Genomic DNA, 25,167 nt, shown 5'->3' with positions numbered 1-25,167 from the left:
ACTCTCATCCAGACACACAGCAGCGGGCTTTGCCCCGCCAGCTGCGGCTGACGGCTGCCGGGGGGAAACGAAATAATGCCCAACAAAATGCTGATAGACGCCTCCCACCCGGAGGAAACACGCGTAGTCGTCGTACGCGGTAACCGTATCGAAGAATTCGACTTTGAATCCCAGGACAAGAAGCAGCTCAAAGGAAACATTTACCTCGCCCGCGTAACGCGCGTCGAACCCTCCCTTCAGGCAGCCTTTGTCGAATATGGCGGCAACCGTCACGGTTTTCTCGCCTTCAGTGAAATACACCCCGATTACTACCAGATTCCGGTCGCCGACCGTCAGGCACTGCTGCGCGCGGAAGCGCAGGAGGCCGAGGACGAGGAGAACGAGGACGGCGAAGGCGACGATCGCCAGAGCCGGGATCGTGGACGGCGCGGTCGTCGGCGCGGCGGCAAGACCCGCGACCGTGGTGAAAACAGACGCGATGCCGGCACGGCCGATTCCGGCGAGGCAAACGAAGCCGCCGGCGAAACAGACGAAAACAACGACAATGGCCCGGATGCCGTAGCCGAGGACCTGTCCGACGTTTCAGGGACCGCGGAATACGCGTCCGATGCCTCGGAAGACGCCGGCGCATCCGAACATGACGGTGCACCCGAACATGACGGGGGTTCTTCCGAACAGGATGAAAACGAGGCCAGCGAGGGAGGCCCCAAGTCGATCGCCGCCTCCGTCGAAGGCGATGTGATTTCCGAACCCGTCCCGCAGGCGGAACAGGGCAGCGAGGCCACTTCCTCCGACAATGATCGCGGGATGCTCGAGGAGGTATCCTCTTCCCATCCAGACGATCATGAGATCGAATCGGTCGGCGCCGAGGACGCGCTCGAGGAAGTGCGCAACCGCCGCAAGCCGGTGCGCCGCCAGTACAAGATCCAGGAAGTGATCAAGCGCCGGCAGATCCTGCTGGTGCAGGTCGTCAAGGAGGAGCGTGGCAACAAGGGGGCGGCGCTCACCACCTACCTGTCTCTCGCCGGCCGCTATTCGGTGTTGATGCCGAACACAGCGCGCGGCGGCGGAATTTCGCGCAAGATCACCAGCGCGGTCGACCGCAAGCGCCTCAAGGAAGTCGTTGCCGATCTCGAAGTGCCGCAAGGCATGGGCGTCATCCTGCGCACCGCCGGCGAGAGCCGCACCAAGGCCGAGATCAAGCGCGACTATGAATATCTTATGCGGCTGTGGGAGAACGTGCGCAGTCTCACGCTGCAGTCCACGGCCCCTGCCCTCGTCTATGAGGAAGGCAGCCTGATCAAGCGCTCGGTGCGCGATCTCTACAACAAGGATATCGACGAGATCCTGGTTTCCGGCGAAGAGGGCTATCGCGAAGCCAAGGACTTCATGCGCATGCTGATGCCGAGCCACGCCAAGGTGGTTCAGCCGTTCCGTGACACGACGCCGATCTTCGTGCGCAACGGTATCGAGGCGCAGCTCGACCGCATGCTGCAGCCGCAAGTGACGCTAAAGAGCGGCGGCTACATCATCATCAACCAGACCGAAGCGCTGGTCGCTATCGACGTCAATTCGGGACGCTCCACCAAGGAGCACTCGATCGAGGACACCGCGCTCCACACCAATCTGGAAGCGGCCGAGGAAGTCGCCCGCCAGCTCCGGCTGCGCGACCTTGCCGGCCTGATCGTCATCGACTTCATCGATATGGAGGAGAACCGCAACAACCGCTCCGTCGAAAAGCGGCTTAAGGATCACCTCAAGAACGACCGCGCCCGCATTCAGGTCGGCCGCATTTCGCATTTCGGCCTGATGGAGATGTCGCGTCAGCGCATCCGCGCCAGCGTGCTGGAATCGACCATGAAGCCGTGCCCGCATTGCGGCGGCACCGGCCATGTGCGCTCCGATTCGTCGGTGGCGCTGATGGTGGTGCGGGCGATCGAGGAGTTCCTGCTCAAGGATTCGCGCAGCCACATCACGGTGCGCACGCCGGCCGCGACCGCGCTCTACGTGCTTAACCACAAGCGCGGCACGCTGGTGGAACTGGAAAGCCGCTTCGGCCTGACCGTCACCATCGAGGCCGACGATGCGGTCGGTGCCCAGCACTACGCGATCTTCCGCGGCGCGCTGGCCGAAAAGCCGGAAGGCTTCGTCGAGGCGCGCAGCCTGCCGGCCTATGTCGAGCCGGAAGAGCCCGAGGACGAGATTGTCGTTGTCGAGGAAGATGACGAAGCACCGGTACCGGCCGAGCAACCACGGCACGCCCAGCCGTCACAGCATCAGCAGCCCAGATCCGGCGAGGAAGGCGAAGGCCGCGACCGCAAGCGCCGCAAGCGTCGCAGGCGGCGCGGCGGCAAGGATCGCGAACGCGAGCATGGCGCCCCGACGGACGGCGCGTCCCTCTCCACGTCGGATGACGGCTTCACCGCGTCGGAAGGCGCGGCGGACCATGACGATGCCGAGGCAGACGACGAAGCTGCGGTCGCCGCAAGCGAGACCGTCGAAACGGCGGAAGCATCCGACGATGGCCAGGGCAAGAAGCGCCGGCGCGGCAAGCGCGGTGGCAAGCGCAATCGTCGCGAAGACGGTGAAGGCGAGACCGAGGCGGCGGCAGGCGAAACGACCGAGCCTGCCGAAGCTGACGCTTCCCTGAGCGAGCCTGCGGCGATCGAGCCGGTGGCTGCCGCTGCCGTCGAAGAACCGGCGGCTCCAGTCAGCGATGAGGTGCCAAGCACCGAGAAGCCCAAGAAGCCACGCCGCGCAGCCAAGCCGAAGAAGGCAGCAGCCGAGGCTGTCGCCGGGGAGCCGACCGCGGAAGTGGCACTCGCCGAAACGCCAGCCACGGCATCGGACGAGGCGGCGGTCGCCGGAGAGACACCGAAAGCCCGGCCATCACGCCGCAAGGCGGCAGCCGCCGATACACCTGTCGTACCGGTGGTTTCCTCGACCGTCGCCGATGAGCCGGAAGCCAAGACCGAAGAAAAGCCCAAGCGTGCCGGCTGGTGGCAGCGGAAAGGCTTTTTCTAAGCTTTTCAAGTGCTTGAATTGGTTTTCTAATAAACCAATCCCGCGCCGATCGAAAACGGCGCGGGATTTTTCATATCCGGCAGGTCGTGATCCCTATGGCGCGAAGATCGACCAGTTCATCATCCTGGCGAGCTTTTCCAGCGCGAGCGAACCCAGCTTGGAATTGCCGTTGGCGTTGAGGCCGGGCGACCAGACGGCGAGCGAAGCGACACCCGGCACAATACCTAATATGCCGCCGCCGACGCCGCTCTTACCGGGGATACCGACACGGAAGGCGAAATCGCCGGAGCCGTCATAGTGGCCGCAGGTCAGCATCATGGCGCCGATGCGCCGCGCCCGCTCCGCCGATACCACGGAATGTCCGGTTGCCGGGTTCTTGCCGCCATTGGCGAGAAAGCGGCCGGCCATCGCCAACTGTCGGCAGCTCATGGCGATGGCGCAATGGTGGAAATAGACACCCAGCGCCAGTTCCGGCGCATGATGAAGATTGCCGAAGGATTTCATATAATTGGCGAGCGCAAAGTTGCGGTAGCCGGTGGCGCGTTCCGACGCCGCGACCTCGCGGTCGATGATGATTGTCTCATCGTCGCAGAGGAACTGGATGAAGCGCAGGATCTCGCCGATCGCCTCGCGCGGCTGGTGGCCTGCAAGCAGGATGTCGGAAATGACGATGGCGCCGGCATTGATGAACGGGTTGCGCGGAATGCCGTTCTCATGCTCGAGCTGGACAATCGAGTTGAACGGGTTGCCGGAGGGCTCGCGCCCCACCCGCTTCCACAGTGCGTCGCCGACATTGCCGAGCGCCAGCGTCAGGGTGAACACCTTCGAGATGCTCTGGATCGAAAAAGCCTGGTCGGCATCGCCGGCCACCAGCGTGCGGCCGTCATTGGTAACGGCCGCGATGCCGAATTTCTTCGGATCGACCTTGCCCAATTGGGGAATATAGGTCGCGACATCGCCGCGATCGGTGCGTTCAGCCATTTCCGCCGCGACTTCCGCCAGCGCCTGTTCGAGCGGCATGGCGTTACCTCAACCAGCGTTCGATGCGCGCCATCGCCTCGACCATGTCGTCGTGGCTGCCGGCATAGGAAAACCGCATCGTGCGGTGCCCCGCCCGAGTGTCGAAGTCGCGGCCGGGCGTCGCCGCCACATGCGCCTCGGCCAGCATCTTGCGGGCAAAGGCCATGCTGTCATTGCTGTGCCGGGTGACATCGCAAAAGGCATAGAAGGCGCCATCCATGGGTGCCGCCAGGGGAAAACCCAGATCCGGGAGACGCTTCATCAAGAGCTCGCGATTCCAGGCATAGCGCCGTTTTACCGCCTCCAATTCCTCGGTTGCGGCAAAGGCCTCGATCGCCGCGATCTGTGACAGCTCCGGCGGCGAGATGTAGAGGCTCTGGCCGATGCGTTCGACGGGGCGCACGAGTTCGTCCGGCAACACCATCCAGCCGATGCGCCAGCCGGTCATGCAGTAGTATTTCGAGAAAGAGTTGATCACAGTCACGCTGTTGCTAAAGGCGAGAGCCGTGGTGTCGGGGGCGCTATAGGCCAGCCGATGGTAGATCTCATCGCAAATGACGGCGATACCGAGCGACTCCGCCGTGGTGACCAGGATCGCCAGCTCGTCGGCCGGTATGACGGCGCCGGTCGGATTGGCCGGACTTGCAAACAGCACGCCCTTCAGCGGCTTCTCGCGATGCGCGGCCTCCAGATGGCCGGCATGCAGATAAGCCGCGTCACCGAGCTCGATTTCGACCACGTCGATGCCGAGGGCTGCCATGATGTTGCGATAGGCGGGGTAGCCGGGAGCGGCGATGGCGACCCGATCGCCTGGATCGAACATCGCCAGGAAGGCAAGATTGAAGGCCGCCGACGATCCGGTGGTCACCGCGATCCGGCCGGGGTCGACATCGAGGCCATAATGATCCGCGCAGTGCCCGGCAATCGCCTTGCGCAGCGAGGCCAGACCCAAGGTGTCGGTATAGCCTATGCGTCCATCCTCCAGTGCCTTGGCCGCGGCGGCGCGAACCTGTACAGGCGCTGGATCGGATGGCTGGCCAACCGCCATGGAGATCACCGGTATGCCTAGGGCCTTCAGCCGGTTCGCTTCGGCCAGCACATCCATGGCGTGGAACGGCTCGACATTGCCGCGATGGGAGAGCGAAACGACCATTTTTACCCCTGTCCCGAGGATTGAGCGCGCCAGGTCCTGACGCATGCGCCGCACAAATGCCCGATTGATGTGAGGATCACAAGTTGAGGAAGTTTTTCAGGCGCCGACTTTTCATCTTTCGCCCGCTCGTCTACCAGTGGACACATTATGTTGAGCCGACCCAGATCGACGATTGCCAACGCGACGCGTGTCTTCGCGACGATTTCGCTTGCCGCCGCAGTTGCCGTGGCCGGTTCGGTGGCCGCCTTCGCCCAGGGTGTGCCAGTCGTACGCGACGCCGAGATCGAAGCTCTGGTGCGCGATTATGCACGGCCGATCTTCAAGGCGGCCGGGCTCGCGAATGACGGCATCGACATCGTGCTGGTCAACGATTCCAGCTTCAACGCCTTCGTCACCGGGCGCCGGCTGTTCATCAACACCGGCGCACTGATGACGGCTGAGACGCCGAACGAAATCATCGGCGTCATCGCGCACGAAGCAGGCCATATCGCCGGCGGCCACCAGCAGAAACTGCGCGAACAGCTCGAACGCGCCAAGACAATGGCCATCATCGCCACCTTGCTCGGTGCCGGGGCCATGGTTGCCGGTGCGACCACCAACAGCCGCGGCCTTGCCGGCGCCGGCATGGGCGTGGCGGCTGGCGGCGGCGAGATGGCGCAGCGCAGCATCCTCGCCTATCAGCGCACCGAGGAAATCACGGCCGACCGCTCGGCCATCACCTATCTCAACGCCACCGGCCAGTCCGGCATGGGCATGCTGAAGACCTTCCACCGCTTCCAGACAGCGCTGTCGCTGTCGGGCGCGCAAGTCGATCCCTACCGGATCAGCCATCCCATGCCGCAGGACCGCATCGCCAACCTCGAAGTGCTGGTCAAGCAGAGCCCTAATGTCGACAAGCTCGACCCGCCGACGCTGCAGCAGCGCCACGACATGATGCGGGTGAAGATTGCCGTCTACATGGAGGGCCAGGCCGCCGCGGCGCGGCTGATGCAAAAGATGCGGGGCAGCATGGCGGCGCTCTATGGCGATGCCCAGTCGACCTATCTCTACGGCAATCTCGCCTCGGCGCTCGCCAAGACCAACGCCCTGATCAAGGCGCAGCCCAAGAATGCCTACTTCCAGGAACTGCGCGGCGATATATTGATGAAAGCGAACAAGCCCAAGGATGCGGCCGACGCCTACGCCAAGGCGGTCAGCCTCGATCCGGCACGGTCCGGCCTGCTGCCTGTCTCACTTGGCCAGGCGCTGATGGCGGTCGGCACGCCCGACTCGCTCAAGAAAGCTGTCGTGCAGATCAACAATGGCCTGGGGCGCGACAAGGAAAATTCCACCGGCTATCGTTATCTGGCACAGGCTTACGGCGAGCTGGGAGACATACCGGGCGCCGAGCTTGCCACCGCCGAAGGCCATTTCTATTCCGGCGACTACAAGGATGCGAAGATCTTCGCCATGCGGGCGCAACAGCAGATGAAGCGCGGTGAGCCACGCTGGATACGCGCCCAGGACATCATAAACTACAAATCATCAGGCAAGAGCCAGTAATCTCATGAACCCTCCGGCCGCGTGCTGCGACAGACCGGAAAACAGGCAGAAGGAACGAGAACAATGAAAAAGGCACTGCTGCTGGGCACCACGGGGGTTGCGGTCGCCCTTGCCATGCTGGCTTTCGGTTTCGTGGCCGGCAGTCCGCAAATTGCGAAGGCCGGAACGGCACAGCCTGTCCAGACGGCTCAGCCTGTCCAGACGGCACAGCCTGTCCAGACGGCACAGCCTGTCCAGACGGCCGGGGCCGACACCAAAATCGACCGCACCGAGGTCGAGGGAATCATCCGCGACTATCTTCTGAAGAATCCGGAAGTGCTGCTCGAAGTGCAGGACGCGCTCGAGGCCAAGCAGAAGGAGGAACAGCGGCTCGCGGCGCTCGGCGTCATCAAGAACGCCAAGGACCAGATCTTCAACTCCACCTTCGACGGCGTCGTCGGCAACCCGAACGGCAAGGCCACGATCGTGGAGTTCTACGACTACAATTGCGGCTTCTGCAAACGCGCCATCGAGGACATGCGGGCCCTGACCAAGTCCGATCCGGATCTGCGTTTCGTGCTCAAGGAATTCCCGATCCTTGGCCCGGATTCGCAGAAGGCCAGCGTCGTTTCGATGGCGTTCCACATGATGATGCCGGAGAAGTACGGCGAGTTCCACAATGCGCTGCTTGGCGGCCAGGGGCGCGCCACCGAGGCAACAGCGATCAAGATCGCGCTTTCGCTCGGCGCCGACGAGGCGACGCTGCGCGAGAAGATGAAGGACGCGTCGATCCCCGAGGCCTTCTCCAAGACCTACGATCTTGCCAATAAGCTGCAGATCACCGGAACCCCTTCCTACGTCGTCGGCAACGAGGTCGTGTTCGGGGCACTCGGGCAGGAAGTGCTCGCCGAAAAGATCAAGGCGGCGAAAGCCGCGCTTTGACCGGCGAGCGGTTTTCTTCACGGGCGCATTTCGGCCTGTTGTGGACAGTGAAAGAACGCACTTGCGCTCTTTCCGCAGGCGACTATGCCCGGTATAGAGGCCCAGCGCGCCGGCTTGACGCCGGCGCCGGAAAAGGTCGGCTTTCTTGAAAACGGTTTTCGTCCTGAACGGTCCCAATCTCAACGCGCTCGGCAAGCGCGAGCCGGGCATCTATGGCGGCAAGACGCTCGCGGCCATCGCGGACGACTGCAAGCAAGCAGGCAAATCGCTTGGGATCGAGATCGATTTCCGCCAGTCGAACCATGAAGGGGAGCTTGTCGACTGGATCCAGGAAGCCGGCGACAAGGCCGCCGGCATCGTCATCAACCCAGGCGCCTACAGCCATACCTCGATTGCCATCCACGACGCCATCCGCTCGATCGCGCCACTGCCGGTCGCTGAAGTTCACCTTTCCAACATTCACGCGCGGGAACCGTTCCGCCACGTCTCCATGGTCGCGCCGGTCGCTGTCGGCATGATCTGTGGCTTTGGGCCGCTCGGCTACACGCTGGCGCTGCAAGCGCTGGCCGCACGCCTATGACCGGCCAACAAACAGAAGGCTCGAAAATGTCGATAAAGAAGACCGGTGTTGACCAGCAACTGATCCGCGATCTGGCGGGCATACTGAACGACACCAACCTGACCGAGATCGAGGTTGAACTCGGCGACCTGAAGGTTCGGGTGTCACGGCAGGCGCCCACCGTCCATGCGATCGCCGCACCGCAACCGGCCTATGCGCCGGCAGCGGCCGCCCAATCTGCAACGGCGGCTGCCCCGGCCGCTGTCGACGTGTCGAAGAACGCCGTCCCTTCGCCCATGGTCGGCACCGCCTACCTGGCGCCGTCTCCTGACGCAAAGCCGTTCATCGAGATCGGCCAGAAGGTCAAGGAAGGCCAGACGCTGCTGATCATCGAGGCGATGAAGACAATGAACCAGATCCCCTCGCCGCGCGCCGGCACTGTCACGGCGATCCTGTTCGAGGACGCGACGCCGGTCGAATACGGCATGCCGCTCGTCGTGATCGAGTAGAGCGGACCTGATGTTCCAGAAGATCCTCATCGCCAATCGCGGCGAAATCGCGCTCCGGGTGCTGCGCGCCTGCAAGGAACTCGGCATCCAGACCGTGGTGGTGCATTCGACCGCCGACGCTGACGCCATGCATGTCAGGCTCGCCGACGAAAGCGTGTGCATCGGTCCGCCGCCGTCGCGCGACAGCTATCTCAACATTCACCAGATCGTCGCGGCATGCGAGATCACCGGCGCCGACGCCGTGCATCCTGGCTACGGCTTCCTGTCGGAGAACGCCAAGTTCGCCGACATCCTGGCGGCGCACAACATCACCTTCATCGGCCCGTCCGGCGACCATATCCGCATCATGGGCGACAAGATCGAGGCCAAACGCACGGCAAAGCGCCTCGGCATTCCGGTGGTGCCCGGCTCCGATGGCGCGGTGACCGAAGAAAAGGAAGCCAGGCGCATCGCCGCCGAGATCGGCTACCCCGTTATCATCAAGGCGTCGGCCGGCGGCGGCGGACGCGGCATGAAGGTGGCGCATACCGAGGCAGACCTCGAAATCGCCCTGCAGACGGCGCGCTCGGAAGCCGGCGCGGCCTTCGGCGACGACGCGGTCTACATCGAGAAGTATCTGGAGAAACCGCGCCACATCGAGGTGCAGGTGTTCGGCGACGGCTTCGGCGGCGGCGTGCATTTCGGCGAGCGCGACTGTTCGTTGCAACGGCGCCACCAGAAAGTCTGGGAAGAGGCCAATTCGCCGGCGCTCAACGCCGAGGAACGGTCGCGCATCGGCGGCATCTGCGCCAAGGCGATTGCCGATCTCGGCTATTCGGGCGCCGGCACCATCGAGTTCCTGTACGAGAATGGCGAGTTCTATTTCATCGAGATGAATACGCGCCTCCAGGTCGAGCATCCGGTGACGGAAGCGATCACCGGCATCGATCTGGTCCACGAACAGATCCGCGTCGCTTCCGGCGGCGGCCTTTCGGTCAAGCAGGAAGACATCAAGTTCAACGGCCACGCCATCGAATGCCGTATCAACGCCGAGGATCCGCGCACCTTCACCCCCTCGCCCGGCACGATCACCCATTTCCACACGCCCGGCGGCCTCGGCATCCGCGTCGATTCCGGTGTCTATTCCGGCTACAAGATCCCGCCCTACTATGACAGCCTGATCGGCAAGCTGATCGTGCATGGACGCAACCGCGTCGAATGCATGATGCGGCTGCGGCGGGCGCTCGATGAATTCGTCGTCGACGGGATCAAAACGACATTGCCGCTGTTTCGCGATCTCGTCGGCAATGCCGACATTGCCAATGGCGACTACGACATCCATTGGCTGGAAAAATATCTGGCCAAGGGCGAATAGCCCCAACTTAGCGCTATGATGACGCGATGACCCGACCCTACGCGCCAGGCTATCGCATTCCCACCGACCTTCTGCTCAAGGCATACGCCTCGGGCGTCTTTCCGATGGCCGAGAGTGCTGGTGATCCGGAGGTCTTCTGGGTGCGGCCGGAGACGCGCGGCATCATCCCGCTCGCAGGTTTTCACATACCCAGAAGCCTGAAGAAGACGATCCGCAAGCACGCATTCGAAATTCGTTTCGACTTCGATTTCGAGGCGACGATCGACGGTTGTGCCGAGAAGCGCGAAGAGCGCCGCTCGACCTGGATCAATGCGCCGATCCGCGAGGCCTACGTGCAGTTGCACCGCATGGGGCACTGCCATTCGGTCGAGGCCTGGCGCGAGGGGCGTCTGGTCGGCGGGCTCTATGGAGTCTCGCTGGGGCGGGTGTTTTTCGGCGAAAGCATGTTTTCCAAGGAGACGGACGCGTCGAAGACCTGCCTGGTGCATCTCGTCGAGCGCCTGAAGGCTCGGGGCTTCGCGCTGCTCGATACGCAGTTCACCACCGAACACCTCAAGCGCTTCGGCGCCGTCGACGTGCCGCGCGGCAAATACGAAAAGATGCTGGCCGACGCGCTGAAAGGTGAAGCGGTCTTTTTTCCGTAGGAATCAAGGCCTATTTGGCGGTGGCCGCCAGCGGCGTCTGCGCATGGAACATCATCTTCCAGCCGTTGGCGCGATGGACGTAGCCGGTGCTGACCAGCGCTGCATAGGGCTCGCCATTCTCCCTCGTCGCGCGCGCTTCGTAAGTCAGCATGACAATATCGCTACCGGGTTCGATTATTCCCTTGAGCTCGATGTCGAGGTCGCGCCAGCGGTTGGGTTTGGTTGCGGTCTTGGCCAGATCGGCATTGTCCATCGCCTGTGCCATCTGCGGAAACGCTACCAGGCATTCGGTATCAACATTGGCAGCATAGTAGCTAGCGTCACCCGTCCAGAACCCTTTTTCGAGTTCCAGCAACTCGGCCTTGTTGGCCATGATCCGCTTGCTGTCCGACATTGGCGTGTCCTCCACGCGCGTGGTGATTGTCCAACGCGCGCCAGCCATGGCGGTTCCAAGAGATCAGTTGGTGTCCGTCGTATCCGGTTCCGCGGCGTCGTCGGGCTGTGCCGCGTCCGGACTGACCGTGGGCTTTGGCTTGGCCGAGGCAGACTGGGTTGCGGCTGGCTTCGAAGCGTCGGTTTTCGCCCCGTCGGCCTTGGTCGCACCACTCTTGCCAGCGTCGGGCGCCGGCACATCCGACTTCTGCTTGCACGCCTTCAACCAGACGTCATAGACGGCATGTTCGACGGCATTGAGACCCGGGCTTTCGGCGAACATCCAGCCAGTGAAGATGCGGCGGATCTTGCGGTCGAGCGTGATCTCGTCCACCTCGACGAAGGAGTCGGTCTTCGGCTCTTCGTTCTCCGGCCGGGAATAGCAGACGCGTGGCGTAACCTGCAGGGCGCCGAACTGCACAGTCTCATCGATATAGACATCGAAAGTAATGATGCGGCCGGTGATCTTGTCGATGCCAGCGAACTCGGCGACCGGGTTGGTGATGCGATCCGATCCCGCGGGCGCCGTCGGCGCCGGAGCGGCGGGTGCAGGTGCGGGTGAAGCCGAAAAGGCGACGGTGCTGACGGCGAGGCTGGCGGCTAGCGCCAGACCGCCTGTCGATATCAGGTTGAAAAAGCTCATGCAGGGGTACCGGTGGTTCGCGCCCAGGTGATTCCGTCGATCGCCAAGGCTAGTCGCCGTTTTCTGATCAGCAAGCAGCTAAACACCAATTGTGGCGATAAAGGACCGGCCTGCACCTTACCGTTACAACCCGCGCCGTTACGACCCCGGCGTCCATGCGTCGTAATCGCCGGTGACCTGCGGGCGATGTTGATTGGTCAGCAGCGAGCCCTTCGGACGATAGGCTGCCGGCGTGCCGGTCAGATTTGGTAAATGCGGCTTTTGCCAGTCGCGCGGCCGGTAGTCATCGCTGGGGGGAGCGACATCGACCCGATGGTGAATCCAGCCGTGCCAGCCAGGCGGGATGGCCGAGGCTTCCGAATAGTTGCGGTAGATAACCCAGCGACGCGTGCGGCCTTCCGAATCGATGCCGCCTTCGTAATAGACATTGCCGGCCTCGTCCTGGCCGACTTCCTTGCCGTGCCGCCAGGTGTGCAGGCGCGTTCCCAGCGTCTGGCTGTTCCACCAGGTGAAAAACTGCGTTAGGAAAGTCTTCATTTCAGAACCCTCGCGCTGGCGGCGCCCGTTCCCTGCTTATGGCGTCAGGCCTTCGGGAAGGCAAGGGTTTTGCCACGGGGAGCGGCAAATGGCGCGCCAGGGCCCGACACAAGCCTGTGATCCCAAGGGGTGGCCGGATGCGCGCTTGCCAAGCCTTGCCGCTCTTTCTAAAGCTCTGCGCGCCCATGCGGAAATCCTATCCGGCCGGGGCAGAAGGAGGCGACGATTGGCCACGCAATTGCCGACCACCGATATCCGCATCGGCGCCGACCTGATTCGCCGCCGCAAGGGCGGCACGCCGATCGTCTGCCTCACCGCCTACACCTACCCGATCGCCCGCCTGCTCGATCCCTATGTCGACCTGCTCCTGGTCGGCGACAGCGTCGCCATGGTCCTGCATGGCCATGAGACGACGCTGGGCGCCTCGCTGGAGATGATGATCGCGCACGGCCAAGCCGTGATGCGGGGCTCGGCCAAGGCCTGCGTCGTCGTCGACATGCCGGCCGGTACTTATGAGGATTCAGCCGCGCAGGCCGTGGCCTCGGCGCGGCGCATCGTCGGCGAGTGCGGCTGCCAGGCAGTGAAACTCGAGGGAGGCGTCGGCATGGCCGCTCAGATCGCGGCGATCGTGGCCGCCGATATCCCGGTCATGGGCCATATCGGCCTCCAGCCGCAATCGGTGGAAAAGGACGGCGGCTACAAGATCAAGGGTCGCACGGACGAGAATGTGGCCGCCCTGATCGCCGACGCGAGCGCGGTCGAGAAAGCCGGTGCGTTTTCCCTGGTCATCGAAGGAACGGTAGAGACGGTCGCCGCGGACATCACCCGCCGCATCGCCATTCCAACGATTGGCATCGGCGCCAGCGGCGAGTGCGACGGCCAGATCCTGGTCATCGACGACATGGTCGGGCTAACAGTCGATCGCGTGCCTAAATTCGTCAAGCAATATGCCGACCTGCGCAGTGTGATCCAGCATGCCGCCGAGCGCTACGCATCGGAGGTGCGGGACCGCGATTTCCCCGGCCCCACCCACGTCTTCTCGAGAACAAATGGCGGGGATGAATCATGAGCCGGCCCGACGTCGTCGACAGCGTTGCCGCGCTTCGCGCGCGAATTAGCGACTGGCGGCGCGATGGGCTGCGCATCGCCTTGGTGCCGACCATGGGGGCATTGCATGACGGGCATCTTTCGCTGATCAAGATCGCGCTCGAAAGAGCGGATCGCTGCGTGGTGTCGATCTTCGTCAATCCGACGCAGTTCGCGCCGAGCGAGGATCTCGACAAGTACCCGCGCCAGTTGGCCCGCGACCTCGACATGCTGGCGACGGCCAAGGCAGATCTTGCCTTCACGCCTGATGTCAGCGAGATGTATCCCGCCGGTTTTGCCACGAGAATCTCGGTCGGCGGCCCGTCAGCCGGGCTCGAAACGGACTTTCGCCCCACCTTTTTCGACGGCGTCGCCACCGTGGTGGCCAAGCTTCTCCTGCAGGCTGCACCCGACGTCGCCATCTTTGGCGAAAAGGATTATCAGCAGCTTTGCGTCGTCAGGCAGCTTTGCCGCGACCTCGACCTGCCTGTCGAAGTCATCGGCGCGCCGACCATACGCGATGCGCATGGCCTCGCCATGTCGTCGCGCAACGCCTATCTCGATGAAGCCGAACTCCGGATCGCGCGCCAGCTCAACCTTATCCTGCGCAAGGCGGCGGCGGCGCTGGCGGCGGGCGCAGGTCAAGAGGAAACGATCGCAGACGCAAGCCGCGCCCTGATGGCGGCCGGCTTCCAGAAGGTCGATTACGTCAAGGCCCGCGAAAGCCTGACACTTACGCCATGGCGGCACGACCGAGCGGGCCGCGTTCTCGCTGCCGCCTGGCTGGGAAAAACCAGGCTGATCGACAACGTGGAAGTTCCCACCGCCTGATCGGCGCGCGCTGAAAGCTCCGGCCTGAGCCGCTGCCTGGCAGGATCCGGCTACGTTGCCTTCTTGTATTTTTCGAGAAGTTTATCGAGGTCATTGACGTCCAGAGGCAGATGTCCCGCCGCCGGATCGTCTGCCGGGTTGAATGTGACGACGATGTCGCGCCCCAAATCATAGTGGGCGGCGACGGCGGGCGGGTCCCGCCAGGGCACGGCCGATCACTTATGCAATAACCGTAAGGTCAAAGCCCACGCTCAGGCCGCTTCGTCGGCGCGCTTCTTTTCGATCTGGCCGATGGCGTCGACCACGGCATCGAAGGTCAGCATGGTTGACGCATGGCGCGCCTTGTAGTCGCGCACCGGCTCCAAATAGCCGAGGTCGGCGAAGCGTCCTTCGGGTGGCGCGCCGTTCTCCTTCAGCATCTTCAGCATGGTCTCGCGCACCGCGCGCAATTCCTCGGCACTGGCGCCGACGACATGTTGCGCCATGATCGAGGACGATGCCTGTCCGAGCGCGCAGGCTTTCACGTCATGGGCAAAATCGGTTACCACGCCGTCCTCCATCTTGAGGTCGACGGTAACGGTCGACCCGCACAGCTTGGAATGCGCCTTCGCGGTCGCGTCGGGATGATCGAGCCGGCCGATGCGGGCGATGTTTCCGGCAAAACCGAGAATTTTCGCGTTGTAGACGTCGTTGATCATTATTTTCCAATCCATCGCCGCCAAGCAAACAGCGATTGCCGTTGTTGCGTCTTTCATTCGCCCGGCACGACCATATATAATGCTGGCAGTCCGGTATCGACAAGGCGGCGAGAGCCACTGTCCTTGCCGGGAAGTTCACGCCGCTTACGGGGCTGGAAACGGGGCGAGTTTCCGACACCGAAAGGTCGTGGTCCGTTCAACTCGTTCCTCCTGAGAGAGGGACTACGGGAGACGCCTTTTATGGATGCCGTCATCAAGAAACTCATGCCCCAGTCGGCGTATATGGAAAAGCCGGTCACCGACCGCCCGAGCGAGGTCGAAGTCGAGGCCGCCGTGCGCACATTGCTGCGCTGGACCGGCGACAACCCGGATCGCGAGGGTTTGATCGATACCCCCAAGCGGGTGGCCAAGGCGTTCCGTGAAATGTTCGGCGGCTACGATATGTGCCCAGCCGAGGAGCTTGGCCGTACTTTCGAGGAGGTCGCCGGCTACGACGATCTCGTGATCGTCAAGGACATCCAGTTCCATTCGCATTGCGAGCACCACATGGTGCCGATCATCGGCAAGGCGCATGTCGGCTATCTGCCCGACGGCAAGGTCGTCGGCCTGTCCAAGATCGCGCGCGTCGTTGATATCTTCGCCCATCGCCTGCAGACCCAGGAAGCCCTGACCGCGCAGATTGCCGGGGTCATCCAGGACGTGCTCAACCCGCGCGGCGTCGCTGTCATGATCGAGGCCGAGCACATGTGCATGGCCATGCGCGGCATCCGCAAGCAGGGCTCAACCACGCTGACCTCCACCTTCACCGGCGTTTTCAAGGATACGCCCGAAGAGCAGGTTCGTTTTGTCACCATGGTGCGCGGCGGCAGGGCGTAAGCCCCTTGCCGACGTCACGGTCAACAGGAAAATGGACCAGCAATGTCGGCACTGGAATTTCCGAAAGCTCCCTCGGACAAGAAGATCCTGGAAAAAGGCACGGTGTTCTCGCCGCGCTTCGATGCCGCTGGTCTTGTCACCGTCGTCGTAACCGATGCCGCCGACGGCATGCTGCTGATGGTCGCGCATATGAATGCGCAGGCGCTGGCGCTGACGCTGGAGACCGGCATTGCCCATTACTGGTCGCGCTCGCGCAACGCACTCTGGAAGAAGGGCGAAACCTCGGGCAATTTCCAGCATGTCGTCGAGATGCTCACGGATTGTGACCAGGACGCCATATGGTTGCGCGTCAAAGTGTTGGGCCACGACGCAACTTGTCACACTGGCCGGCGTTCATGCTTTTATCGGACGGTGGGGCTGATCGACGGCAAGGGGACGCTTGCCGACGACGGCAGCAAGCCGCTGTTCGATGCGGAAAACACCTATCGAAAGCCATCAGCTTGAACCTTCTGCCTAACACCGATCACATAGATTCATCATTTCGATACGGCCCATCCGTATAGTAGCCTGGGACAAGGGAGATCATGATGCTCGAATGGGCGTCATTGCCTAACAGACCAGATGTCAGGGAGGCCAACGGCCTGTCCTCGGCCGGCGGCGCATCCGCGACAAAATCTCCAAAGAAAACCGGCATTTCGCTCGCGCTCGGCGGCGGTTGCGCCAGAGGCTGGGCTCATATCGGCGTGCTGCGGGCGCTCGATGAAGCCGGCATCGAAGTTTCCATGATCGCCGGCACCTCGATCGGTGCCCTGGTCGGCGGCTGTTATCTCGCCGGCAAACTGAATGAGCTGGAAGAGTTCGCCCGGAGCCTCACAAGGCGGCGCATCTTCGGCCTGCTCGATCTCAACCTGCGCGGCAGCGGCCTCTTCGGCGGCATGAAGCTGGACGCGCGCCTGCGCGAGCACGTGGCTGGTATCCGCTTCGACGATCTGCCCAAGCCATTTGTCTGCGTCGCGTCGGAAATCCGCACCGGCCACGAGATCTGGCTGTCGAGCGGCTCGCTGATCACGGCCATGCGCGCATCCTACGCGCTGCCGGGCGTGTTCGAGCCGGTCGATTGCAACGGCCGCGTGCTGGTCGACGGAGCGCTGGTCAATCCGGTGCCCGTTTCGGTCTGCCGCGCCTACGAGCAGCCGCTCGTCGTGGCGGTCAACCTCCACTACGACCTGTTCGGCCGCGCCGCCGTGATCAAACACAGTGCCGGCGAGCTGGTTATCGAAAAGGATGCGCCAAGGCCCGGCCAGGTCAACTCCCAGCACCAATCGCACCAGACGCGTCTGGGCATCACCGGCGTGATGGTGGAAGCCTTCAACATCATCCAGGACCGCATTTCACGGGCGAGGCTTGCCGGCGATCCGCCCGACATGTCCCTGCAGCCCAAGCTCAGCCATATCGGCCTCACCGAGTTCCACCGGGCCGACGAGGCGATCCAGATCGGCTATCAAGCCACGATGGCGCAGATCAGCGAACTGACGCGGCTGCAGACGGTTCTCGCCTAGATCATCTCATCAAGCTCTATTCGCTTCGGCATAAACTGATTGCAAATGCAATTAGTTATGGTGATCTGGGCCGATCGAAGCGGAGATGCCGATGGCCAGGATTGTCTATTCCATGCTGACGTCGTTGGACGGCTATATCGCCCGATCGGACGAGGACATCGGCTTGCCGGTGGCCGAAGCGGAGCTGCACCAGCATTTCAACGACATGATGAGACAGGCCTCCGCCGTACTCGCGGGACGGCGCATGTACGAAACGATGCGCTTCTGGGACAGTCCTGAGCGCGAGACCGGTACCGACGAGGTCGAGCGGGATTTTGCCCAGGCATGGCGCGAAACGCCGAAGATCGTTTTCTCGACCACGCTTCGGCAAGTCGGGTTCAATGCCCGCTTGGTGGATGACGATGCCGAGAACACGGTACGAACCCTCAAGGCGCATGCCGATGGCCTCGTCATCCTCGGCGGTGCCGACCTTGCGGCCTCTCTGATGCGAGCCGGTCTCATCGACGAATACCGGCTCTATATGCATCCTGTGGTGCTGGGTGGCGGCAAGCCTTATTTCCAATCCGGCCTGTCGCTGGCGCTGAAACCGCTCGGTACGGAAAGTCTTACCCAGGGCGTGACGTTGCTGCGTTATGCGCCGGCCGGCTGAATTGCCCGGTTTCCGCCGCGCGCCTACGCCCGTGCGGCATCGATAATGCGAATTTGCACCGTACGGTTGCCGTTCCAGTGATTGCCCGACAGCGAGCCGGCGACATGCATCGTCTTGCCCCGGTTCTTGAACAGGAATTCGCCAAGCACCGTGTCGACGGCGCGAAAGGCGATCGCCTGGATGCGGCCGCCGCTCTCCGACTGTAAGTCGGCGCGAATATGATTGGTGCCGACCGGCCTGATATCGACGAGCCGATGGCGCGGCAAAGCGAAAACCGGCGCGATATGCCCGGCGCCGAAAGGGCCCGCCTTCTCCAGGGCGTCGAGCAGGCCTAGCGTCGCGCCTTCCGCGGCAAGCGCGCCATCGATGGCCAGGGTTTCCTCATCCTGCAACCGGAAGACGTCGGCCGCCGCCCGCTCCTCGAAGAAGGCCCTGAGCTCGCCCAGCCTTGCGCGCTCGACTGTGATGCCAGCAGCCATACCATGGCCGCCGCCCTTGACGATGAGCCCGGCATTGGCGGCTTCGCGCACCAGCCGGCCAAGGTCGAAACCCGACACCGACCGGCCCGAGCCGGTGCCGGTGCCGCTGGCGTTGAAGGCGATGGCGAAGGCCGGCCGCCGAGCGTGATCCTTCAGTCGTGAGGCAAGCAGGCCGACAATGCCGGGGTGCCAGTTGTTGCTGGCGGTGACGACGATTGCCGGGCCGCTGCCACCCGCGAGCTCGGCATCGGCCTCGGCGCGCGCGGCGGCGAGCATCTCCTGCTCCATCAGCTGCCGTTCCTGGTTCAGCCGGTCGAGCGTCTCGGCGATGCTCTGCGCCTCGACCGGATCGTCCGTTGCAAGCAGCCGGCTGCCGAGCGCCGCATCGCCGATGCGCCCGCCCGCATTGATGCGCGGGCCGATCAGATAGGCGAGATGGAAGGTGCTGATCGGCTCGCCGATGCGTGACACCCGCGCAAGGGCAGCCATCCCCTCATTCTTCTGCTGCCGCGCCACTTGCAGGCCCTTGACGACGAAGGCGCGATTGACGCCCGTGAGCGGCACCACGTCGCAGACGGTGGCAAGCGCGACGAGATCGAGCAGCGAAAGCAGATCCGGCGGCGTGGCGTCGGTCATCGCGCGCAGCACCTTCGCGGTTTGCACCAGAGCGAGAAAGACCACGCCGGCGGCACAGAGATGACCCTGTCCGGAAAGGTCGTCGTCGCGGTTTGGATTGACGACGGCATGCGCCGCCGGCAGCGCACCGCCAACCTGGTGGTGGTCCAGCACCACCACATCGGCGCCCGCCTCCTTGGCGGCCTCGACGGAGGCGGCGCTGTTGGTGCCGCAATCGACGGTGACGATCAGCGTCGCGCCGCGCGAGACCAGTTCGCGCATGGCGTCGGGATTGGGACCGTAGCCCTCGAAAATACGATCAGGGATATAGATTTCCGACGGCACCGAGAAATGCATGAGAAACCGCTTCAGCAAGGCCGAGGAGGCCGCGCCATCGACGTCGTAATCGCCGAAGATCGCTATTTTCTCCCGGGCAATGACGGCGGCGGCGATGCGGATAGCAGCCTTGTCCATGTCGGTCAGCGAGGCCGGATTCGGCAACAGGTCACGGATCGTCGGGTCGAGAAACCGTTCGGTCTCATCGACGGCAACGCCGCGTCCGGCAAGAACGCGCGCGACGATGTCGGGCACGCCATGACCCTGCGCGATGGCAAGCGCGATCATGTCCTGCCGTTCGGTCAGCCGGTGCTCCCAGGAGAGACCGGTCGCCGACTGCCTGACATCGAGGAAGAGGCGCCTGTCGCCCATCATGCGCTTTGCCAACTCATGGTTGGCGGCAGGATAATGCATGTCGCCCAAAAGTGTGCAGCGGTTTTGGGATAACGACATGCAGGCGTCGCAGAAGAATTCAAGAAAAACTACGCTTTCCGCTTTTCAGCCTGGCGCCGGACCCACTCGTCGGCTGCATCTCCCATCGTCTTTTCCCGACCGTCCTTGAGCCATGCCATGAAGGGTCGATCGAACCTGAACCTGTCGCCGCATTCGCGGGTAAGAAAGCGGCGCGCGTTCTGGGTGTTGCGGTAGGATTTCGTCACAGGAGTGGCACGCGAAATCGGATCCGCGTGCCAGTCGAACACCGTCATCGTTAGTCCTTGCGCGGCCAGCTTCAGATGCAGCCAATGGCTAACAACTGCGGCCCGGCTTCGCAAGCAGGTCTAGAACTTATCCAGATCCTGGTGCCGGGCCTTGATCTCCCGCACGGTACGCGACGAGGAGCGCAGCACGATCGTATGCGTGGTGATGTAGGTTCGGCCGAACTTGACGCCGGCCAGCATGTTGCCGTCGGTGACGCCGGTGGCCGCGAACAGCACATCGCCGCGCGCCATGTCCTCGGCCCGATAAACCCGCTTCGGATCGGCAATCCCCATATTGGCCGCGCGGGCGACCTTCTCGGGCGTATCGAGGATCAGCCGGCCCAGCATCTGGCCGCCGGTGCAGCGCAGGGCGGCCGCGGCCAGAACGCCTTCCGGTGCGCCTCCGGTGCCGAGATAGATGTCGATTCCGGTTTCTTCCGGGTCGGTGGTGTGGATGACGCCGGCGACGTCGCCGTCGCCGATCAGCCGGATCGCGGCGCCGGTGGCACGCACGGCGTCGATCAGCTTGGCGTGGCGCGGCCGGTCGAGGATGCAGGCCGTGATATCGGACACAGCGACGCCCTTCGCCCGGGCGAGGCTGGCGATGTTCTCGGCCGGCGTGGCATCGATGTCGATGACGCCTTCGGCGTAACCCGGACCGACCGCGATCTTGTCCATGTAGACGTCGGGCGCGAACAGCAGGCTGCCCTTCTCGGCGATCGCGATCACGGCAAGCGCGTTCGGCAGGTTCTTGGCGCAGATTGTCGTGCCTTCGAGCGGATCGAGCGCGATATCGACCGCCGGGCCTTTGCCGGTCCCGACCTCCTCGCCGATATAGAGCATCGGCGCCTCGTCTCGCTCGCCCTCGCCGATCACCACCGTGCCCTTGATGGCGAGGCGGTTGAGTTCCTCGCGCATGGCGTCGACGGCGACCTGGTCGGCAGCTTTTTCGTCGCCGCGGCCGCGCAGCCGGGCGGCCGCGACGGCGGCCCGTTCGGTGACGCGCACCAGTTCCATGGTGAGTATCCGGTCAAGGCCGGCGACGATGTTCTGGGCCACATTCATTTCGGCAAATCCTCGTTTGATGCCGCCTCCCGCCGGAGGCGCGCCTGTTTTGTCAAACGAGCATGACAACGGCAAGACCTACCGGCAGCTTTATCGAAAGGACAGCAATATCAATCGATTGAACCGCATTCCTGAAACAATGCCTACCCGGTTCGAGACGACCCGGGCCAATACGAACGGGAAATTCCCGTTCCTCGCAGGCTAGAAAACCGCGAGGTATTTGAGCAGCGAAACAATGCCGATGATGATGACGATGATCTGCACGATCTGTCTCATTCTGGCGTCGAGCGGCAGTCGCTGGACGAGATACAGAACCAGGATAATGACCAGGAATGTAATGAGAATGCCGATCAGCATGGACGACGCCATGATACCCTCCCCGAGACGGCCGTGTTGAAAAACGTAGCGAGATGGTGCGGCCGGCCAAGCTGGCCGCCCTTGCGGCTAATGGTACCAGCGGCGCGGCGTGTCGTTCATCGACTGGCCGATCGCGAGGCCGGCCAAGAAGCCAAGTAAGCCGATCACCCCAACCACTGCGGTCGTCGTGCCCGGATTTTCGCGCGCGGCTTCTGAAACGGACTGAGCCTGGCTGCGCAACTGCTGCGCTGTCCGCGAGGCGCGGGAAGCGGCTGTATCGTAGAAATCCGATGCCTGTTCGCTGGCGTCATCGAGCATTTCCGCGCTGCGCGCCGAAATGCTCTTGTTGATCTTGGTGATCTCCTTGCGCAGGTCGGCGATCTGCTTTTCCAGCGTCTTCTGGATGTCCTCGATGTCAGGAGGGCCGGATTTGTTGGTATCAGCCATGAAGCGGCTCCCTTGGTTGCTGACCAAGAGAACGGTGCCGACGCCAATTCGTTCCGGGCGGCAGTGGGATCCTCACAGAACGGAAATGCGCCGCCGGTGGTTATGCCCGCGACGACGAGGCCGCTGCTACCCTGCTCGCTCGATGCGGATGACCTGCGGCTTGTCGGTCAGATGGCCGTCTTTGGTGATGCCGTCGACGGCCTTGCGCACGGCGGCCTCGGTGGTCTCGTGGGTGACGAGGATCACCGTCTTCTGCGCCGCCGCCTCACCGCTGACCGCGTGCTGGACGATCGATTCCAGCGAAATATCATTGTCGGCCATGCGCTTGGCGATTGCTGCGAACACGCCGATGCGGTCATGCACGGTCAGCCGGATGAAGTAGCCGCCGGCGTGGCTGCGCATCTGCGCCTTCTTATACGGTTTCAGCTCCTTCGCCGGCAGGCCGAAGACAGGACCATGCTGAAAGCCTGGCCGGCTCTTGGCGATGTCGGCGACGTCGCCGATGACCGCCGAGGCGGTGGCGTTGCCGCCGGCGCCGGGACCGGAGAGCAGCAATTCGCCCAAAATGTCGGTCTCGATCGCCACCGCATTGGTGACGCCATGCACCTGCGCGATGACGGAAGCCGTCGGCACCATGGTCGGATGCACGCGCTGCTCGATGCCGCTTTCGGTACGCTGGGCGACGCCGAGCAGCTTGATCCGGTAGCCAAGATCGCCTGCCGCACGGATGTCGGCCTGGGTGATGTTGGAAATGCCTTCCATGTAGATGTCGTTGGCGGCAATCCTGGTGCCGAAAGCAAGGCTGGTCAGGATCGACAGCTTGTGCGCGGTGTCATGGCCCTCGATGTCGAAGGTCGGATCGGCTTCGGCATAACCCAGCCGTTGCGCGTCCTTCAGCACGACGTCGAAGGAAACGCCCTCGGCCTCCATGCGCGTCAGGATATAGTTGCAGGTGCCGTTGAGAATGCCGAACACACGGCTGACCGAGTTGCCGGCCATCGCTTCGCGCATCGTCTTGATGACGGGAATGCCACCTGCCACCGCGGCCTCGTAGTTGAGCAGCACGCCCTTCTTCTCGGCGATTTCGGCAAGCGCCACGCCATGCTTGGCAAGCAGCGCCTTATTGGCGGTGACGACATGGCAGCCGGCTTCGAGCGCCGCCTTCACAGAGGCACGCGCCGGCCCCTCATCGCCGCCGATCAGCTCGACGAAAACGTCGATCTCAGCGGTCTGTGCCATCTTCACCGGATCGTCGAACCAGTTCGCGGAGCTCAGATCGGTGCCACGGTCGCGTTTCCGGTCGCGTGCCGAAACCGCCGACACGATGATGTCGCGCCCGCATTGGCGGGTCAACTCCGCCGCCTTGTCGCGCAACACGCGCGCCACCGATGCACCGACCGTGCCAAGTCCGGCAATTCCAACACGCAGTGCTTCAGCCATGGAAGGCGGCGCCCCTCAAATCAGATCGAATTTGTATTTACCGGTGGGCGGAAAGCGGCACCACATTGTTGGGCTGCTTGGCGCTGGCAGACAGGAAGCGCTTGATGTTGCGCGCCGCCTGGCGGATCCGGTGCTCGTTCTCGACCAGCGCCACGCGCACGAAATCGTCGCCATGCTCGCCGAAGCCGACACCGGGCGCCACCGCAACGTCGGCATGCTCGATGAGCAGCTTGGAGAATTCGAGGGATCCCAGATGCCGGAACGGCTCCGGGATCGGCGCCCAGGCGAACATCGAGGCCGCCGGTGCCGGAATGGTCCATCCGGCGCGGCCGAACGCATCGACCATCACGTCGCGGCGCTTGTGATAGATGTCACGCACTTCGGCGACGTCGGCGCCGTCGCCATTGAGCGCGTGCGCGGCCGCCACCTGGATCGGCGTGAAGGCACCGTAATCGAGATAAGATTTGACCCGGGTCAGCGCCGAGATCAGCCGTTCATTGCCCACGGCGAAGCCCATGCGCCAGCCGGGCATGGAAAAGGTTTTCGACATCGAGGTGAACTCGACGCAGACATCGATGGCGCCCGGCACCTGCAGTACCGAGGGTGGCGGATTGCCGTCGAAGTAGATTTCGGAATAGGCAAGGTCGGACAGGATGATGATGTCGTTCTTCTTGGCGAAGGCCACCACGTCCTTGTAGAAATCGAGCGAGGCGACCAGCGCCGTCGGGTTCGACGGGTAGTTGAGGATCAGCGCCAGCGGCTTCGGGATCGAATGGCGGACGCCGCGCTCGAGCGCGGGAATGAAGCCATCATCTGGCTCGACCTGCAGCGAGCGGATGACGCCGCCCGACATGATGAAGCCGAAAGCGTGGATCGGATAGGTCGGGTTGGGGCACAGGATCACGTCGCCCGGCGCGGTGATCGCCTGCGCCATGTTGGCGAAACCTTCCTTCGAGCCAAGCGTGGCGACCACCTGGGTGTCGGGGTTGAGCTTCACGCCGAAGCGGCGGGCATAGTAGTTTGCCTGGGCGCGGCGCAGGCCGGGAATGCCGCGCGATGAGGAATAGCGGTGCGTCCGCGGATCGCGCACCACCTCGCACAATTTGTCGACGATGGCCTTGGGCGTCGGCAGGTCCGGATTGCCCATGCCGAGGTCGACGATATCGGCACCGCGCGAACGGGCGCTGGCCTTGAGCCGGTTGACCTGCTCGAACACGTAAGGCGGAAGCCGGCGGACCTTGTGAAATTCTTCCATGGCAGTTCCAGACAGCAAGGGAGCGTTGGGCGCGCGCTATATACTCATTTGCAGGTAGGGTCGAGGGCGGGGTCGCATTTGCCTTCGATCTGCTTCAGCGTCTGCGGGCCATGTTTCTTGGCGAGATCGGTCAGCGCCGCCTGGTTGGTGACGGCCGCGCCGCCGCTCTTGGCGCCTTGCCCGTTCTCGTCGGCCTTCAGTTGGGCGAGCTTGGCGTTCTTCTCGGTCTCGGTGAATTGTTTCGCCGCCACTTGCGGCGGGATGTTCAGGTTCGGAAAGGTACCGGTGTCCTTCGGACCCGCGTCGGTGGCCATCGGCACCGGACCGCCGGTATTTGTGCTCGAGCATCCGGCAACGCCCAGGAGCATGATTGTCGCGCCGATGCGGCAAAAGTGGCCGGCACCGAAAAAAACAGTCTCGCCAAACTTAATCGTCATA

At 63.3% G+C, this 25,167-nt stretch carries 28 protein-coding genes; 13 read left to right on the top strand and 15 right to left on the bottom strand.

The features are described from left to right. Positions 1-75: 75 nt before the first annotated feature. Positions 76-3,024, top strand: a complete 2,949-nt coding sequence (locus FJ960_RS01000) for a ribonuclease E/G (protein WP_140711479.1) — start codon at positions 76-78, stop codon at positions 3,022-3,024. A 93-nt stretch (positions 3,025-3,117) separates the two neighbouring features. Here the strand turns inward: FJ960_RS01000 and FJ960_RS00995 are convergent, their stop codons facing one another. Together FJ960_RS00995 and FJ960_RS00990 are read right to left on the bottom strand one after the other, a co-directional pair. After that, the gene (locus FJ960_RS00995) at positions 3,118-4,044 is read right to left on the bottom strand and encodes a glutaminase (protein WP_140508812.1); all 927 of its coding nucleotides are present in this window, start codon (positions 4,042-4,044) and stop codon (positions 3,118-3,120) included. 4 nt (positions 4,045-4,048) lie between these two features. Then, complete coding sequence (locus FJ960_RS00990; RefSeq protein ID WP_140711478.1) at positions 4,049-5,197, bottom strand: aminotransferase class I/II-fold pyridoxal phosphate-dependent enzyme; 1,149 nt, start codon at positions 5,195-5,197, stop codon at positions 4,049-4,051. Between the two features lie 147 nt (positions 5,198-5,344). Between FJ960_RS00990 and FJ960_RS00985 the strand changes: the two genes are divergently transcribed. From FJ960_RS00985 to aat, 6 genes are all read left to right on the top strand, one after another. Continuing rightward, on the top strand, positions 5,345-6,739 hold the full coding sequence (locus tag FJ960_RS00985; protein ID WP_140711477.1) for a M48 family metalloprotease: 1,395 nt from the start codon (positions 5,345-5,347) through the stop codon (positions 6,737-6,739). A 63-nt stretch (positions 6,740-6,802) separates the two neighbouring features. After that, the gene (locus FJ960_RS00980; protein WP_140711476.1) at positions 6,803-7,660 is read left to right on the top strand and encodes a DsbA family protein; all 858 of its coding nucleotides are present in this window, start codon (positions 6,803-6,805) and stop codon (positions 7,658-7,660) included. A gap of 145 nt (positions 7,661-7,805) precedes the next feature. Beyond that, the gene (aroQ, locus tag FJ960_RS00975; RefSeq protein ID WP_140508807.1) at positions 7,806-8,240 is read left to right on the top strand and encodes a type II 3-dehydroquinate dehydratase; all 435 of its coding nucleotides are present in this window, start codon (positions 7,806-7,808) and stop codon (positions 8,238-8,240) included. A gap of 26 nt (positions 8,241-8,266) precedes the next feature. After that, a complete protein-coding gene (gene accB, locus FJ960_RS00970) occupies positions 8,267-8,728 on the top strand; it encodes an acetyl-CoA carboxylase biotin carboxyl carrier protein (RefSeq protein WP_140508805.1) in 462 nt (153 codons plus the stop codon). 10 nt (positions 8,729-8,738) lie between these two features. Continuing rightward, the gene (gene accC, locus FJ960_RS00965; RefSeq protein WP_015318039.1) at positions 8,739-10,082 is read left to right on the top strand and encodes an acetyl-CoA carboxylase biotin carboxylase subunit; all 1,344 of its coding nucleotides are present in this window, start codon (positions 8,739-8,741) and stop codon (positions 10,080-10,082) included. 26 nt (positions 10,083-10,108) lie between these two features. Then, complete coding sequence (aat, locus tag FJ960_RS00960; protein WP_140508804.1) at positions 10,109-10,726, top strand: leucyl/phenylalanyl-tRNA--protein transferase; 618 nt, start codon at positions 10,109-10,111, stop codon at positions 10,724-10,726. A 10-nt stretch (positions 10,727-10,736) separates the two neighbouring features. Here aat and FJ960_RS00955 read toward each other — a convergent pair whose 3' ends face one another. From FJ960_RS00955 to FJ960_RS00945, 3 genes are all read right to left on the bottom strand, one after another. Further along, positions 10,737-11,120: a hypothetical protein gene (locus FJ960_RS00955; protein ID WP_140711859.1), complete on the bottom strand. Its 384-nt coding sequence runs from the start codon at positions 11,118-11,120 to the stop codon at positions 10,737-10,739. Positions 11,121-11,183: 63 nt separating this feature from the next. After that, positions 11,184-11,801: a DUF2155 domain-containing protein gene (locus tag FJ960_RS00950; RefSeq protein ID WP_140508802.1), complete on the bottom strand. Its 618-nt coding sequence runs from the start codon at positions 11,799-11,801 to the stop codon at positions 11,184-11,186. 138 nt (positions 11,802-11,939) lie between these two features. Next, on the bottom strand, positions 11,940-12,338 hold the full coding sequence (locus FJ960_RS00945) for an NADH:ubiquinone oxidoreductase subunit NDUFA12 (RefSeq protein ID WP_140711475.1): 399 nt from the start codon (positions 12,336-12,338) through the stop codon (positions 11,940-11,942). 226 nt (positions 12,339-12,564) lie between these two features. Between FJ960_RS00945 and panB the strand changes: the two genes are divergently transcribed. Both panB and panC read left to right on the top strand, forming a co-directional pair. After that, on the top strand, positions 12,565-13,407 hold the full coding sequence (gene panB / locus FJ960_RS00940; protein ID WP_140711474.1) for a 3-methyl-2-oxobutanoate hydroxymethyltransferase: 843 nt from the start codon (positions 12,565-12,567) through the stop codon (positions 13,405-13,407). Beyond that, a complete protein-coding gene (panC, locus tag FJ960_RS00935) occupies positions 13,404-14,255 on the top strand; it encodes a pantoate--beta-alanine ligase (RefSeq protein WP_140711473.1) in 852 nt (283 codons plus the stop codon). Before panB ends, panC begins: the two co-directional genes overlap by 4 nt. Before the next feature lie 50 nt (positions 14,256-14,305). On the opposite strand, the gene FJ960_RS29375 is transcribed toward panC, so the two are convergent. Then, complete coding sequence (locus tag FJ960_RS29375; protein ID WP_181174122.1) at positions 14,306-14,464, bottom strand: hypothetical protein; 159 nt, start codon at positions 14,462-14,464, stop codon at positions 14,306-14,308. Positions 14,465-14,506: 42 nt separating this feature from the next. Further along, complete coding sequence (locus FJ960_RS00930; RefSeq protein ID WP_015317578.1) at positions 14,507-14,953, bottom strand: iron-sulfur cluster assembly scaffold protein; 447 nt, start codon at positions 14,951-14,953, stop codon at positions 14,507-14,509. 240 nt (positions 14,954-15,193) lie between these two features. On the opposite strand from FJ960_RS00930, the gene folE reads away from it, so the two are divergent. From folE to FJ960_RS00910, 4 genes are all read left to right on the top strand, one after another. Continuing rightward, positions 15,194-15,829 (top strand): GTP cyclohydrolase I FolE, encoded by a 636-nt coding sequence (gene folE, locus FJ960_RS00925; protein WP_140508795.1) that lies wholly within the window; start codon positions 15,194-15,196, stop codon positions 15,827-15,829. A gap of 42 nt (positions 15,830-15,871) precedes the next feature. Beyond that, positions 15,872-16,333 carry a phosphoribosyl-AMP cyclohydrolase gene (hisI, locus tag FJ960_RS00920; protein WP_140711472.1) on the top strand — a complete coding sequence of 154 codons (462 nt, stop codon included), beginning with the start codon at positions 15,872-15,874 and terminating at the stop codon, positions 16,331-16,333. Positions 16,334-16,416: 83 nt separating this feature from the next. After that, complete coding sequence (locus tag FJ960_RS00915; RefSeq protein WP_140711471.1) at positions 16,417-17,388, top strand: patatin family protein; 972 nt, start codon at positions 16,417-16,419, stop codon at positions 17,386-17,388. A gap of 91 nt (positions 17,389-17,479) precedes the next feature. Then, positions 17,480-18,037 (top strand): dihydrofolate reductase family protein, encoded by a 558-nt coding sequence (locus FJ960_RS00910; RefSeq protein ID WP_140711470.1) that lies wholly within the window; start codon positions 17,480-17,482, stop codon positions 18,035-18,037. Between the two features lie 23 nt (positions 18,038-18,060). Here FJ960_RS00910 and recJ read toward each other — a convergent pair whose 3' ends face one another. The 8 genes from recJ to FJ960_RS00865 form a co-directional block, all read right to left on the bottom strand. Further along, the gene (gene recJ, locus FJ960_RS00905) at positions 18,061-19,842 is read right to left on the bottom strand and encodes a single-stranded-DNA-specific exonuclease RecJ (RefSeq protein WP_140711857.1); all 1,782 of its coding nucleotides are present in this window, start codon (positions 19,840-19,842) and stop codon (positions 18,061-18,063) included. 107 nt (positions 19,843-19,949) lie between these two features. Next, a complete protein-coding gene (locus tag FJ960_RS00900) occupies positions 19,950-20,174 on the bottom strand; it encodes a DUF6434 domain-containing protein (RefSeq protein WP_140711469.1) in 225 nt (74 codons plus the stop codon). Positions 20,175-20,246: 72 nt separating this feature from the next. Further along, positions 20,247-21,230, bottom strand: a complete 984-nt coding sequence (gene glpX / locus FJ960_RS00895; RefSeq protein WP_140711468.1) for a class II fructose-bisphosphatase — start codon at positions 21,228-21,230, stop codon at positions 20,247-20,249. A gap of 201 nt (positions 21,231-21,431) precedes the next feature. Next, a complete protein-coding gene (locus FJ960_RS00885; RefSeq protein ID WP_084637105.1) occupies positions 21,432-21,599 on the bottom strand; it encodes a Thivi_2564 family membrane protein in 168 nt (55 codons plus the stop codon). A gap of 75 nt (positions 21,600-21,674) precedes the next feature. Then, positions 21,675-22,034: a hypothetical protein gene (locus FJ960_RS00880; RefSeq protein ID WP_140508787.1), complete on the bottom strand. Its 360-nt coding sequence runs from the start codon at positions 22,032-22,034 to the stop codon at positions 21,675-21,677. A gap of 126 nt (positions 22,035-22,160) precedes the next feature. Beyond that, entirely contained in the window at positions 22,161-23,474 is a 1,314-nt protein-coding gene (locus FJ960_RS00875) for a homoserine dehydrogenase (RefSeq protein WP_140711466.1), read from the bottom strand. A gap of 37 nt (positions 23,475-23,511) precedes the next feature. Then, positions 23,512-24,729 carry an LL-diaminopimelate aminotransferase gene (locus FJ960_RS00870; protein WP_140711465.1) on the bottom strand — a complete coding sequence of 406 codons (1,218 nt, stop codon included), beginning with the start codon at positions 24,727-24,729 and terminating at the stop codon, positions 23,512-23,514. Positions 24,730-24,773: 44 nt separating this feature from the next. Continuing rightward, positions 24,774-25,166: a hypothetical protein gene (locus FJ960_RS00865; protein ID WP_140508781.1), complete on the bottom strand. Its 393-nt coding sequence runs from the start codon at positions 25,164-25,166 to the stop codon at positions 24,774-24,776. Position 25,167 lies beyond the last annotated feature (1 nt).

It is taken from the genome of Mesorhizobium sp. B2-3-11 (genome assembly GCF_006442215.1).
Lineage (GTDB): Bacteria > Pseudomonadota > Alphaproteobacteria > Rhizobiales > Rhizobiaceae > Mesorhizobium > Mesorhizobium salmacidum.
Note: the sequence above shows the minus strand (reverse complement) of the source record. Positions and strands in the feature narration are given on the sequence as shown.

Bases quoted from the DNA above. Each gene is read 5' to 3' on its own strand.
- FJ960_RS01000 (WP_140711479.1), top strand. From the start codon at position 76: ATGCCCAACAAAATGCTGATAGACGCCTCCCACCCGGAGGAAACACGC.
- FJ960_RS00995 (WP_140508812.1), bottom strand. From the start codon at position 4,044: ATGCCGCTCGAACAGGCGCTGGCGGAAGTCGCGGCGGAAATGGCTGAA.
- FJ960_RS00990 (WP_140711478.1), bottom strand. From the start codon at position 5,197: ATGGTCGTTTCGCTCTCCCATCGCGGCAATGTCGAGCCGTTCCACGCC.
- FJ960_RS00985 (WP_140711477.1), top strand. From the start codon at position 5,345: ATGTTGAGCCGACCCAGATCGACGATTGCCAACGCGACGCGTGTCTTC.
- FJ960_RS00980 (WP_140711476.1), top strand. From the start codon at position 6,803: ATGAAAAAGGCACTGCTGCTGGGCACCACGGGGGTTGCGGTCGCCCTT.
- accB (WP_140508805.1), top strand. From the start codon at position 8,267: ATGTCGATAAAGAAGACCGGTGTTGACCAGCAACTGATCCGCGATCTG.
- accC (WP_015318039.1), top strand. From the start codon at position 8,739: ATGTTCCAGAAGATCCTCATCGCCAATCGCGGCGAAATCGCGCTCCGG.
- aat (WP_140508804.1), top strand. From the start codon at position 10,109: ATGACCCGACCCTACGCGCCAGGCTATCGCATTCCCACCGACCTTCTG.
- FJ960_RS00955 (WP_140711859.1), bottom strand. From the start codon at position 11,120: ATGTCGGACAGCAAGCGGATCATGGCCAACAAGGCCGAGTTGCTGGAA.
- FJ960_RS00950 (WP_140508802.1), bottom strand. From the start codon at position 11,801: ATGAGCTTTTTCAACCTGATATCGACAGGCGGTCTGGCGCTAGCCGCC.
- FJ960_RS00945 (WP_140711475.1), bottom strand. From the start codon at position 12,338: ATGAAGACTTTCCTAACGCAGTTTTTCACCTGGTGGAACAGCCAGACG.
- panC (WP_140711473.1), top strand. From the start codon at position 13,404: ATGAGCCGGCCCGACGTCGTCGACAGCGTTGCCGCGCTTCGCGCGCGA.
- FJ960_RS00930 (WP_015317578.1), bottom strand. From the start codon at position 14,953: ATGATCAACGACGTCTACAACGCGAAAATTCTCGGTTTTGCCGGAAAC.
- folE (WP_140508795.1), top strand. From the start codon at position 15,194: ATGGATGCCGTCATCAAGAAACTCATGCCCCAGTCGGCGTATATGGAA.
- hisI (WP_140711472.1), top strand. From the start codon at position 15,872: ATGTCGGCACTGGAATTTCCGAAAGCTCCCTCGGACAAGAAGATCCTG.
- FJ960_RS00915 (WP_140711471.1), top strand. From the start codon at position 16,417: ATGCTCGAATGGGCGTCATTGCCTAACAGACCAGATGTCAGGGAGGCC.
- FJ960_RS00910 (WP_140711470.1), top strand. From the start codon at position 17,480: ATGGCCAGGATTGTCTATTCCATGCTGACGTCGTTGGACGGCTATATC.
- recJ (WP_140711857.1), bottom strand. From the start codon at position 19,842: ATGATGGGCGACAGGCGCCTCTTCCTCGATGTCAGGCAGTCGGCGACC.
- FJ960_RS00900 (WP_140711469.1), bottom strand. From the start codon at position 20,174: ATGACGGTGTTCGACTGGCACGCGGATCCGATTTCGCGTGCCACTCCT.
- glpX (WP_140711468.1), bottom strand. From the start codon at position 21,230: ATGAATGTGGCCCAGAACATCGTCGCCGGCCTTGACCGGATACTCACC.
- FJ960_RS00885 (WP_084637105.1), bottom strand. From the start codon at position 21,599: ATGGCGTCGTCCATGCTGATCGGCATTCTCATTACATTCCTGGTCATT.
- FJ960_RS00880 (WP_140508787.1), bottom strand. From the start codon at position 22,034: ATGGCTGATACCAACAAATCCGGCCCTCCTGACATCGAGGACATCCAG.
- FJ960_RS00875 (WP_140711466.1), bottom strand. From the start codon at position 23,474: ATGGCTGAAGCACTGCGTGTTGGAATTGCCGGACTTGGCACGGTCGGT.
- FJ960_RS00870 (WP_140711465.1), bottom strand. From the start codon at position 24,729: ATGGAAGAATTTCACAAGGTCCGCCGGCTTCCGCCTTACGTGTTCGAG.
- FJ960_RS00865 (WP_140508781.1), bottom strand. From the start codon at position 25,166: ATGACGATTAAGTTTGGCGAGACTGTTTTTTTCGGTGCCGGCCACTTT.